The organism is Celerinatantimonas marina (genome assembly GCF_046054165.1).
GTDB lineage: Bacteria > Pseudomonadota > Gammaproteobacteria > Enterobacterales > Celerinatantimonadaceae > Celerinatantimonas.
Genome location: NZ_JBFNXK010000022.1, coordinates 13,180 through 24,245 on the forward strand (window position 1 = coordinate 13,180; position 11,066 = coordinate 24,245).

Genomic DNA, 11,066 nt, shown 5'->3' on the forward strand with positions numbered 1-11,066 from the left:
ACGACCACTCGGCATTCCCGCCAAATGGGGTTATTTCAACAAGCCGCAAAATCCTTATTGCAAGCTATACAAATCCCGAACAATTATCGGGTTATCCTTGAATCGATATAAGCCATTGCCTGATTGACGACATCATCCAGGGTCAATGCCGATGAATCGAGCACCAAAGCATCCTCTGCCGCTATTAACGGCGCAATTGGACGATTTCGGTCCCGATCATCTCGAGCTTTAATATCGCTCAAAAGGTCATCAAAGTTAACACTAATACCTTGCTCTTGCAACTGCCGCTGACGACGTTTTGCCCGAACTTGAGCGCTAGCATCCAAAAATATCTTCACAGGAGCATCTGTAAACACGATCGTGCCCATATCTCGGCCATCAGCAACCAATCCCGGATTTTGCCGAAATCCGCGCTGACGACGCAATAACGCTTCTCGAACCCGAGGAAACGCTGCTATTTTAGAGGCCGTATCGCCTGTACGTTCCAGTCGGAGTTCTTTCGATACATCTTCGCCTTCAAGAACCACCTTAACCAACGTCTCACTCTGTTCAAAACGGACATCTAAATGAGCCGCGAGCAAGCATAATGCATCTTCATTATCCATATCGACATTGTGATGAATGGCTGCAAGTGCCAATACCCGATATATCGCACCACTGTCCAGCAGGTGAAATCCTAACGCTTCAGCAATTCTTGCACACAGCGTTCCCTTCCCTGCGCCACTTGGCCCATCGACAGTTATCACGGGGACTGGTTCTGACATGATACCTCCAACTCACGAACAATATGATTCTGGTCCTTATTATACGTATTTCCTCCTTTAATTGGCACTTTTCAGCAAAATGAATTCTAGAAAAGCTTGACGTCAAAGCATGAACCCCCATACATTGGATACAATTCAATCATACGGGGTTATGTGTGTTATGGAGCGAGCCGTTTCTTCTTTTAAACTTTGGAGCGCGCGGCGCGATACACAACAATCAGAGCGACAACTTGATCCCCGAACGCCTTGGCAACGAGATCGCGGCCGCATCTTACATTCGGCAGCCTTCAGGCGTTTGCAGAGTAAAACGCAAGTATTGGATATAGGGCACAATGATTTTTATCGTACTCGCCTCACCCATTCACTCGAAGTATCCCAAATCGGAACTGGGATCATTAGTCAACTCAAACCACAATGCCACGAGGCCGTTCCTCTTCCCAATCCCGTACTAATTGAAGCGATTTGTTTAGCTCATGATATTGGTCACCCTCCATTTGGGCATGGGGGTGAAGTCGCGCTCAATTATATGATGCATCATCATGGGGGATTCGAGGGCAATGCTCAAACGTTCCGGATTTTAACCCAGCTAGAACCTTATACTCGTGATCAAGGCATGAATCTAACCCGAAGGACACTGTTGGGATTAATGAAATACCCAGTGCTCATCGATACCGTTACCCGACAACAGCATCCCCCTGAAATCAAAAATTTCAGGCATCTTAGAGCATCTTTATGGCTTCCTGCCAAAGGGATTTATAATCAGGACCAAGACTATTTAAACTGGGTCATGGCTCCTTTGACGACATCCGATCAGCAGTTTTTAATGCAAACGGAAGGAATCGGTATTGACGCTCACAAAATATCCGTCCATAAATCTTTCGACTGTTCCATTATGGAGTTAGCTGACGATATTGCGTATGGCGTTCACGATCTCGAAGATGCCATCATGATGGGATTACTGCATAAAGATACCTGGCAAACAGAGATGCTCCCTGAGATCCTCAACTTACCCGCTTGCTGGCTCACCGAACAGATTGAAAGCCTCACAGAAAAATTATTCAGTACCTATCATTACGAACAAAAAGATGCCATCGGTAGCCTTGTCAATGCATTCATCACGGCCATCCGACTCGACTATCAAGATGATGTACAAGAACCGCTCATTGCCTATCAAGCGAAAATGCAATCGCCTTATCAGGAAGCATTAAATAGTTTGAAACATTTTGTCATGGCTCACGTGATCCGGACACCTGAAGTTGAGCAAGTCCGTTACCGGGGACAGCAAACAATTATGGAGCTATTTGAGGCTTTAGATAGTGATCCACTGCGATTACTTCCATTAAACACTCGAACCCGATGGACCCAAGCCCAAGAAGAAGGCACTGAAAAAAGAGTGATAGCAGACTATATAGCTGGAATGACCGACGAATACGCACTGCGTTTATATCAACGTTTATTTGGATAAAAAAGCCCGGCTCCATGCCGGGCAAAGCTAGGGACTATCGCTTTCACGATTCTGTATATCCGGCTATAAACTAGCTTGATTAGGGGCTAGGTTATACTGAATATAATCTTTAGCCATCATTTCAACTAAAAACATATCATGGTCATTAAATCCATCAATTTTGCGCTGAGTCGAGCTAAAGTTCAAAGTTCCAAACACAGTGTCTCGCACAATCAACGGATAACCAATGTAACTTTGTATGGATGTTTCTAGTTCAATATGACCTAGACGAATTTTTTTCGATTCTTCAGGCGCTACAAATGTTAACAAACCTCTCCGTTGCATCACTTGTTCGCAGAAAGTTCCGCGTCGATCAAAGCTATCTCCGGATAACAAGATAGAGTTTCTATCGGCATGGTGAATCACTGTTAAGTGACGTCCACAACAAACACTGACGACACCACATTCCATACCTAACGCAGAACACCCATCATTTAACCAAGCTTGCCAATCCATAACTACACCCCTCTTTGCTACTGAGCAATGAGTTACAAAGGACATGCCAACTATAGATTTAATGCCAAATTAAAAAATAACCATTTGTTTTATCAAAATATATTTTTTTAAATTAGGTTAATTCAAGTGATATGAAATAAATTTTTCAGATGTCATAAAATTGCAATATGCAAAAATTGTCAGAAACAGAATGCAAATTGCAATCGCACTATAAAACTAACGTCAATTAGGCCAACTGTTTAGCCGGGGGCAGAATATATAATTCAAATACGGCAAGAACCCGAGCACCAACTTCACGAATACGGGTACGCCAGTAATAAATAAAAGGAGCATCATCAGCAATTAAACCAATACAATCCATATTAAAATAATTGGCAATAAATAAGGCCCGAGTTAAATGAAATCGCTGTGAAATAATAATGATATGTGATTCACCAAAGACTGACTTAGCCCGAAAAATAGAGTCGATCGTCCGATATCCTTGATTATCAATCTGAATAATACGCCGGGGAACCCCTTTTTTAACCAGATCATTGAGCATAGTGCGGGGCTCATTGTAATACCGGGAAGCTTTATCACCACTGACGATAAAGCGTGTTACTTTACCATGCCGATATAATGCAACCGCCCGATCCAGACGATTCATATAAAATGGATTGAGCCGTTTTCCCACATATTTACTCGTTCCTAACACCAATGCCACAGGACGAGGCGGGATCTTGTTTAAATCGGTATAAACCTGATCCTGAGTGGACCAACGCATCAATTGATCAATGACGACACACCCCAGAACGGCGATCAAGATGACAACAGTCAGCCCAATTCCCAATTTATAAAGCAAGTTGCCTCCTCATCGTAAGTTCATTTAAAGCCCCTTCAGGGAACATCGTGTTCTAATCAGAGTATGGCTCATTATTAGTTCGTCACCGACCGACACTCAGCCGATAGCAATCGAGAGCAAAGACCATTCAACTTCAGTCCCCTAAGCTATCAACTTTCAGATCACTCAGTAAAAATATCATTTCTTTGACTAATAAAAAACAACCACTCCAAACCTTACCAAGGACCTTATGCGTTTATCTCCATCGAGGCAAACCACTATCACACATAGGATACCGATCGAATTTAGACTAAAAGTCAAACTTGCGATGACTCGAAAAGGCATACCTATTCTATAAAAACTCAAGCCATTAAAGTGAATCAACAGAAATCCAGCGACAGCACCGCTATTTTCAACTCTGTTTATCAGAAATTTCACGCAGTCTTCATGCCTCTAATCGCTCAGAACATGAGTCTTATATTAAGCGCATTAAAAGTGTGCGCCTAATTCATCATAATGCATTGTTATTATTGATAAATAATCTTTATCTTTAACCTAAATGATGCGAGTTGATTGGGAAGAACTTGTAGATCAAACGGTGAGGAGCAGTGATTGGAAATTAGTTTTCATGGACAACGCTTGGACTACTTCAGATATTTCAGAAATGGACCTGAAGTAATCCTAAAAGCAATGGATCGTTCATTATTGAATTTTGTGCAAACTAAACCTTTTTCCGCCTATTCATGCGATATGGCAGGTAATACCACCACGTATAAAGGTAATAGAGCGAAACCTGAATGAGCCATACCCACCACATCGCCCACAAGTTATGCGTAAAGAAGTGCGCACCACGCATCACTTGCCCAAATCCCATCAGGGTTCCTAAACCGATCCCAAAGACAAGACTCCATTTAGCCACTCGAGAAGAAATTGGATACAACACAAAATAGAATGCCATTAACCCAAATCCCCCTGAGGCATGTCCCCCAGGGAAACAGCGACCACGCCCGGGAAATTCAGAAATATGCCCTAACAATGGATACTCATAAGCCTGACCACCATACCGGATCAGATCCCACGGACACGAATGGTGGCTAAACGACTTTAACCATCCAATCACTAATGGCCCAGACGCAATGATCAACGCAATCACAATCCAATGATAACGACGTAGAATTACCCCAAGTATTAATAGGGAACTTGACAGTGCAATCACAAAATATTTTACATAATAATGGTTTACAACCGCTAGCCAATAATTCTGTTTCAATGGAAACGAACTGGTTTGAGGATCATACCAAAGGTCACTTAAAAATAAGTCTAAACGTGCATATCGAGATAAAGCAAAAAATACCAAGCCAGAAATCACTAATATAATGAACTGTTGTAAATAAAAACGATTCGCAAATTTATATGGCATTGCATTTACCTAGGCATTGTTGATCTTTGATTTTTAAGCAATAAGCCCATTATTTTTTGATTAATTCGTATTGCCCATACAATCAATGGCTGTAAAAATTGAGAAATATAATTATAGAATAAAAATGTTAACGGCAGCGTCAGGATATAAGCGCCAAAAATATCAAAAGGATAATGTACTCCCGAAAATACCCGTGCCCATCCGGTCACTAACGATAAAACTAAAAGTAGGCCCCCTAATTTTTTATAAGTTTTTTCGAAAAAAATATAAAAACCGACACTAGCCATCAACGTGACATGATCACTTGGAAATGATGAATCCGAAACATGACTCAATAAAGTAAGCCCGATATGATCAGCAAACGGCCGATTATGGTACCAAATTAACGAAATCAGAAAACTCATCGATAACGCCAATACAGCATTGATCCCTGCACTCAATGCCACATTTTGGCTGCGCTCCCCTTTGAACCAAAGGATCATCAGAGTGAATGGAATAATAAACAATGGTAATTCCGCTAATGTTTGAATAGCCATCAATCCAATCTTATCAGGTTGATGTGATGCATTTATAAGCAAAAATAGCCACTGATTTAAAGCGTCCATAAGATACTCTCTTCACTTGAACAACGAATGGCTCTGAAATATAAAAAGTGAATCTTAGGAAATGCTTAGGAAAAAATAGATATATTAAATTTTTATTTCAATTATCCAACTAAAAAAGAGCTAGGGCCTTATAGCGGCTCACTCCAATAAACATAAAATGACTCAATTAAGAAGCTTGAGCCGCTTTAATCATAAATATAACCGATCCCATCATCATGACAGTTTAAAATAAATCATAGGCAGCGCTGCAAGAAATGAAGCGCTGTAGGTCACCGACCGTTATCGGGCTATTTTTGCAACAGCCTCAGCAACCGGGGTATCCCCTTGAGTAAGTTCTAAGATCACCCGATTTACAGCGGGTTGCTCAATAAGTTCCGCCAATGTGGCAGCCACATCTTCCCGGGGAACAACGCCATATGGAATAGCTAGCCCTAAATTAATTTTTGCCGTACCGGCATCATGACTTAAGGTTCCAGGACGCAGGATCACCCAATCCAAATCAGTGGCAGCAAGATACACGTCGGCTTGTTTTTTGATCTTCATATAATGTTCAAAAGCATGATGAACAGGTTCTTGCCCTCGAATCGATTCAGGAAATGCAGAGACCAATAAAAAGCGCTTTATTCCCGCAAGCTTAGCCGCTTCGACGGATGTTTCCAAACCTTCACCATCAATCGCGGTAGTAAGTTCAACTCCGGCACCACCCGCCCCAGCACTAAAAACGACGACATCACATCCGTTCATCAACTCGGCGAGATCAGCACTTTCAAGTTTGACTAAATCACCCAAAACTGGAGTGGCACCCAGCTTTTTAAGTAACTCGGCTTGCTCCGGTTTACGATGCAGACTTGTGACCTGATGCCCCTGGCAAGTTAGCTGTTTAGCCAATGGGCGAGCCACGCCTCCGGCACCACCGACAATAAAAATATGACCCATAATCAAGTGCTCCTGTTTATGAGAATAAAATTTCATAATAACGAGCCTAACTAAAAGCTACAATGTGCTCGCACCTGTTTCCCATTGTTGCTTAAGTTTGGCTAACATAAAACACCTTTGAAAAGCAGCCAGTTTCCCGGAATTATTCTTTGTGGCCATCCACGACACCTATCCACAAATGCTTTCACGCCAAAGATGTGACCCACAACACTTTTCCTTGAAATAAATACATCATAAGTAAAAAAGTCAGTCGGTCTTAAGTTAATCCTAAGTATCAGCGCCTAAGATGACCCTAAAATTAAGTGGATACGTACTTATATTGCGTGAGGATTTATGAACCGTTTCATTTCGTTTGTCTTGTTTATGATGACATTTTGTCTCACATCTATTGTCATCGCCTTCTTTTTTGTGCTTATGCTCGGCATTGTGGCCTATCGGAAACTGTTTGTTCGTCCTGAACCCCAAACTTATAAACCCGGCCGGATATTTGATGGCGAATTTGAAGTCAAACATGATCAATGATGTTTACTCTAATCCCAGATTTTTAGATAAAAACCCAACGCTATCACTGATAACAGCCGTCACTATTTTTCAAGACCAAGCAGTGACGGTTTTATATATCATTATGAAAAATAGTTAATCTTTCCGTTGAATTTTGTTCAAATGAAATGCATTTCGAATAAAGAGTAACGACATTCAGGATGATTTTAAATACACGCTTCTGAAAACCTCTGAGCCGCATGCTCAAATAAACATCACACTGCTTCAGTTTATCCTTACATAAATCTAATTGCCTTTAACATTCACGACCTTTCGCTTTAATGTTAATAACAGATCACATAATAAATTAGATATTAATTATTACCAGAGCGCTACACTGAAATACATCGATCTCACGATGACCCGTACGACATAACAAGGAACTTTGTATGTGCATTGATATCAATATACCGATTATAGATAAAGACCATATTTTTCAGGCAAATACATCAGCCCGATCCATGGAATTTGCAATCAACTTAGAAAGTGAAATAGTTTTTATACCGAGAGCTCATAGTTTTAACGTCAAAGAGAACGATTTAGGTTTTAGCTGGAGCGGAAAATATGCCTTTGCCCATTTGAACATGCTTCGAGACACACTCACCCAACACTATACCGGTTCATCAAAATTTAATGATACCTATAATTATATCTGTGACGGAATGAACGAACATGGTCTGAGTATCGGTGGTCTTTATCTCCCAGGATTTAGTCGGTATCCCGATCCTGACCAACTCACTGAAGCTTGTAAATCAAAAGCCATCAGTAATTTATATTTTGGTTCATGGGTACTCTCAAATTTTGATTCCGTCGAGAATGTGATACAGGCACTCAAAAATGAAGAGGTGATTGTATATAACCCCATCATTGAACCTATTAATATTGCCGCTGACTTCCACTTTGTTATTCATGATCAACAAGGGAATAGTGTTGTTTTAGAATGGACAACCGATGCTTTGTATCCCCAAATGTATACCCGGCACCTTCAGCATGAAAACCGACAGTCGCCTCAAAAACCAATCGATCAACATCAATATATCGGCGTCATGACGAATGCACCAACTTATGACTGGCATATCAATAATATCGCCAACTATACCCATATGACAAACCGCCCATTTGATGATCATGTCATCCCTATCAACCGTCTAACCCAGTCATTAAATGGTAGTGGATTAACAGGGCTCCCGGCCGACTCACTTCCCAGTTCAAGATTTATTCAAACTTATGTTGTTTATCATCTGGCCACACAACCATCAACTATTCCACAAGCCTTGACTCTGGGACAGAAATTACTAAACCGGGTTGATATTCCCTTGGGATTATTACAACAAGAAGATAAATCATCCATTGGTTCCGACATTACGCAGTGGGCTGTTTTACGTGATCACGAACATGCTAAGTACTATTTCAGAAGCTACTCAGATTTATCACTACGCGTTGTTGATATTACAGCGATGGCCCACAAGTACCACACCGTCATGATTTCAAAAGCATGTCAGTTTGATCAAGCTGCCAAGGCAATAGCCATGGAATTATCACCCATCCAGTAAACTATATGAGCTATCCATCCATAAATGGCGACGCTAAACATCGCCTTTATGGATGGTCCTTTCAACGTTTGGCAACAATAGGAACAATCGCCCCTTAGTATTCGTATCCGGGCTTTTTCACCAACGTATCTAAATGTGCTTTGATTTTAGGATCGTACACCTGTTTTTTCCAATCTGCCGGTGCCACTTCCTGCATTGCAATCGAGATAGACTGTTCTGATGCGCCTAGGTATTTTTGCAGGCTTGCAGTTATTTCATGAGCAAGAGACTGCTTTTCTGCATCACTCAAATCCCGGGGAAAATATTCGATCGAAACATGCGGCATAAATCCACTCCTGTATCAATTTATTCTTATCAAAGCGCTACTCTATCATATTTCCCAACGAGACTAATGATGAATCCCCAAACAGGAAAAAGTCGCCATACTCAGTCACCACAGCGGATCCAATAAAAAACGACCCAGCCTCTTCCTTCTAAAACACATCATGATTAAATCTGAATAGATTACCTTATCCAGAGGCTTGGTCTCGAACCGTGGTGATTATTTTTAACACCATTTCAATGCTTATCTTTAAAACCCGAAATATGCGCCGAAAACCCTATAACTGCTGGATTCACATCATCTTTAAGAGTGAGTGATGGGATCGCATAGGCTCCTCCATTTTGCCGCAAATAAGGAATAGCCGGAGTCGAATCTAACGTATCCAAGCGCTGAAACAAATCGGAGCAAATCTGTTCAAAACGAGTCCCATCCGTCTTCCCAGCTCGATAGACAATAAATGGCGGTAAAACCTCAAATCCCGGATAAAATAAAACACCATGCTGGATCGGAAACAGAATATCGTCGATGGGTCCATTGACCCCCCGCTCACTATAATGTGATTCCCATCCCCCCGTCGTAACGACGAGCAGAGCTCGTTTGCCGGACAAATTCCCCTCTCCGTAACGATCCCCCCAATGCCGATCCGAATGTTCACCGAATCCGTAGGCAAATCCATAGGCATACACGCGTTCAATCCATCCTTGCATAATGGCTGGCATCGAAAACCACCATAAAGGAAACTGGAAAATCACGGTATCAGCCCACATTAACTTCTCCTGCTCCGCAGAAATATCACGGCTCTGAGTCCCAGTTTCATAAGCATATTTTGAATCCAAAGATGGATGGAAAGGCTGACTATCATCCCTTGATAACATATCATTTTTATCCAGAACCGCTTTCCAGTTCATCGCATATAGATCAGAGACCTGTACTTCATGTCCTTCAACTTGCAGGTGTTCAACCATTTTGGATTTCAGTGCCCCATTGAGCGACCGAGGTTCCGGATGTGCGTAAACAATCAAAATATTCATCAATCATCGTCCTCAATAAAAAGTCAGGACTCATCATAAAAAAACGCCTAATATAATTTAAATTAATTTCTAAAATACCAGCTATTAATATGATTAATTTCAATACCATCGATTTGAATTTACTCAAGACATTAGATGTGTTGCTAACGGAGCATAATGTCACGCGCGCTGCGGAACGACTACATCTGTCGCAACCTTCGGTCAGTGTACACTTATCCAAATTAAGAGACCTATTGCATGATCCCCTGTTACTCCCAAGCTCAAGAGGTATGAAGCCAACTGTTCTAGCTGAAAGCATACGACAGCCACTACGCCAAGCATTGGTTTCATTAGAAGCGGCACTCAACACGAATCTAATATTTGATCCAACCCAGAGCGAGCGGACTTGGAAATTAGCCGGCTCAGATTATGCGGAATTTGTGGCCATTCAACCAACGATGCATCAGTTGTTACAAACGTCGATACAATGTCGGTTATCTATGATTCACATGCATCCGGAACGACTGATCCGGCAACTGGAACGAGGTGAGATCGATCTGGCCTTTCATCTCCGGGACCCCTCTCTTGCAGAATTGAAAAGTAAGTCATTACTAACAGAAAGATATGTGCTAACGGGGAGACGTAATCATCCGGCTCTCCAAACTCCCATTGATTTAACAACATTTTGTCAGTTAAAACAGGGGATTGTATCGCCATATGGGGGTGGTTTTGCCGGAGTCACTGACACAATACTTCAATCTTTACAGATGGCACGTAACGTTGTGCTTTCCGTCCCGAATTTTCACTTTTTAATCGCATCACTAAAACAATCCGACTTGGTTGCAATGCTACCCGAACGATTAGTTTGCCATGATCCAGAGTTACTGGTTTGTGAACCCCCACTAGCGCTACCCTCGTTTGAACTCGCCATGCTCTGGCATGAACGCTCTCACCGAGATCCGGCGCACCAATGGCTTAGACAGCAATTTACAAAACATGTATCAGAACAAGCGAATATCTGAACCAATCAAATGATGGTTGATAGCAGCCCAATAACCGAGAAAGGTCCCATCATCATTTTATGAATCGCAACGGAAGCGATCTCCGCTCACAAAACATTTAAATGGATAACCCCT

General features: G+C 41.8%; 12 protein-coding genes. 4 read left to right on the forward strand and 8 right to left on the reverse strand.

The genetic code is table 11. From position 1 onward, the window contains the following. Positions 1 to 83 precede the first annotated feature (83 nt). Positions 84 to 764, reverse strand: a complete 681-nt coding sequence (cmk, locus tag ABUE20_RS17965; protein ID WP_408621335.1) for a (d)CMP kinase — start codon at positions 762 to 764, stop codon at positions 84 to 86. A 160-nt stretch (positions 765 to 924) separates the two neighbouring features. On the opposite strand from cmk, the gene ABUE20_RS17970 reads away from it, so the two are divergent. Then, a complete protein-coding gene (locus tag ABUE20_RS17970; RefSeq protein ID WP_408621336.1) occupies positions 925 to 2,229 on the forward strand; it encodes an anti-phage deoxyguanosine triphosphatase in 1,305 nt (434 codons plus the stop codon). 63 nt (positions 2,230 to 2,292) lie between these two features. Here the strand turns inward: ABUE20_RS17970 and ABUE20_RS17975 are convergent, their stop codons facing one another. The 5 genes from ABUE20_RS17975 to ABUE20_RS17995 all read right to left on the reverse strand — a co-directional run bounded on the left by ABUE20_RS17975 (position 2,293) and on the right by ABUE20_RS17995 (position 6,505). Continuing rightward, positions 2,293 to 2,724, reverse strand: coding sequence for a GAF domain-containing protein (locus ABUE20_RS17975; protein WP_408621337.1), 432 nt, complete (start codon positions 2,722 to 2,724; stop codon positions 2,293 to 2,295). Between the two features lie 226 nt (positions 2,725 to 2,950). Next, a complete protein-coding gene (locus ABUE20_RS17980; protein ID WP_408621338.1) occupies positions 2,951 to 3,565 on the reverse strand; it encodes a SanA/YdcF family protein in 615 nt (204 codons plus the stop codon). Positions 3,566 to 4,265: 700 nt separating this feature from the next. Beyond that, positions 4,266 to 4,964, reverse strand: coding sequence for a phosphatase PAP2 family protein (locus ABUE20_RS17985; protein WP_408621339.1), 699 nt, complete (start codon positions 4,962 to 4,964; stop codon positions 4,266 to 4,268). Between the two features lie 5 nt (positions 4,965 to 4,969). Further along, positions 4,970 to 5,569 (reverse strand): undecaprenyl-diphosphatase, encoded by a 600-nt coding sequence (locus ABUE20_RS17990; RefSeq protein ID WP_408621340.1) that lies wholly within the window; start codon positions 5,567 to 5,569, stop codon positions 4,970 to 4,972. Between the two features lie 279 nt (positions 5,570 to 5,848). Next, the gene (locus ABUE20_RS17995; RefSeq protein ID WP_408621341.1) at positions 5,849 to 6,505 is read right to left on the reverse strand and encodes an SDR family oxidoreductase; all 657 of its coding nucleotides are present in this window, start codon (positions 6,503 to 6,505) and stop codon (positions 5,849 to 5,851) included. A gap of 333 nt (positions 6,506 to 6,838) precedes the next feature. Here ABUE20_RS17995 and ABUE20_RS18000 point away from each other — a divergent pair, with 333 nt between their 5' ends. After that, a complete protein-coding gene (locus tag ABUE20_RS18000; protein WP_408621342.1) occupies positions 6,839 to 7,027 on the forward strand; it encodes a hypothetical protein in 189 nt (62 codons plus the stop codon). Positions 7,028 to 7,434: 407 nt separating this feature from the next. Beyond that, positions 7,435 to 8,598 (forward strand): linear amide C-N hydrolase, encoded by a 1,164-nt coding sequence (locus tag ABUE20_RS18005; RefSeq protein ID WP_408621343.1) that lies wholly within the window; start codon positions 7,435 to 7,437, stop codon positions 8,596 to 8,598. Positions 8,599 to 8,692: 94 nt separating this feature from the next. On the opposite strand, the gene pptA is transcribed toward ABUE20_RS18005, so the two are convergent. Together pptA and ABUE20_RS18015 are read right to left on the reverse strand one after the other, a co-directional pair. Further along, a complete protein-coding gene (gene pptA, locus ABUE20_RS18010) occupies positions 8,693 to 8,923 on the reverse strand; it encodes a tautomerase PptA (protein ID WP_408621344.1) in 231 nt (76 codons plus the stop codon). Between the two features lie 233 nt (positions 8,924 to 9,156). Next, entirely contained in the window at positions 9,157 to 9,951 is a 795-nt protein-coding gene (locus ABUE20_RS18015; protein WP_408621345.1) for an NAD(P)H-dependent oxidoreductase, read from the reverse strand. 89 nt (positions 9,952 to 10,040) lie between these two features. On the opposite strand from ABUE20_RS18015, the gene ABUE20_RS18020 reads away from it, so the two are divergent. Continuing rightward, positions 10,041 to 10,952 carry a LysR substrate-binding domain-containing protein gene (locus tag ABUE20_RS18020; protein ID WP_408621346.1) on the forward strand — a complete coding sequence of 304 codons (912 nt, stop codon included), beginning with the start codon at positions 10,041 to 10,043 and terminating at the stop codon, positions 10,950 to 10,952. The last annotated feature ends 114 nt before the right edge of the window (positions 10,953 to 11,066 follow it).

What these genes read in the sequence shown, in the direction of transcription:
- cmk (WP_408621335.1), bottom strand. Translation starts at nt 764, where the DNA reads ATGTCAGAACCAGTCCCCGTGATAACTGTCGATGGGCCAAGTGGCGCA.
- ABUE20_RS17970 (WP_408621336.1), top strand. Translation starts at nt 925, where the DNA reads ATGGAGCGAGCCGTTTCTTCTTTTAAACTTTGGAGCGCGCGGCGCGAT.
- ABUE20_RS17975 (WP_408621337.1), bottom strand. Translation starts at nt 2,724, where the DNA reads ATGGATTGGCAAGCTTGGTTAAATGATGGGTGTTCTGCGTTAGGTATG.
- ABUE20_RS17985 (WP_408621339.1), bottom strand. Translation starts at nt 4,964, where the DNA reads ATGCCATATAAATTTGCGAATCGTTTTTATTTACAACAGTTCATTATA.
- ABUE20_RS17990 (WP_408621340.1), bottom strand. Translation starts at nt 5,569, where the DNA reads ATGGACGCTTTAAATCAGTGGCTATTTTTGCTTATAAATGCATCACAT.
- ABUE20_RS17995 (WP_408621341.1), bottom strand. Translation starts at nt 6,505, where the DNA reads ATGGGTCATATTTTTATTGTCGGTGGTGCCGGAGGCGTGGCTCGCCCA.
- ABUE20_RS18000 (WP_408621342.1), top strand. Translation starts at nt 6,839, where the DNA reads ATGAACCGTTTCATTTCGTTTGTCTTGTTTATGATGACATTTTGTCTC.
- ABUE20_RS18005 (WP_408621343.1), top strand. Translation starts at nt 7,435, where the DNA reads ATGTGCATTGATATCAATATACCGATTATAGATAAAGACCATATTTTT.
- pptA (WP_408621344.1), bottom strand. Translation starts at nt 8,923, where the DNA reads ATGCCGCATGTTTCGATCGAATATTTTCCCCGGGATTTGAGTGATGCA.
- ABUE20_RS18015 (WP_408621345.1), bottom strand. Translation starts at nt 9,951, where the DNA reads ATGAATATTTTGATTGTTTACGCACATCCGGAACCTCGGTCGCTCAAT.
- ABUE20_RS18020 (WP_408621346.1), top strand. Translation starts at nt 10,041, where the DNA reads ATGATTAATTTCAATACCATCGATTTGAATTTACTCAAGACATTAGAT.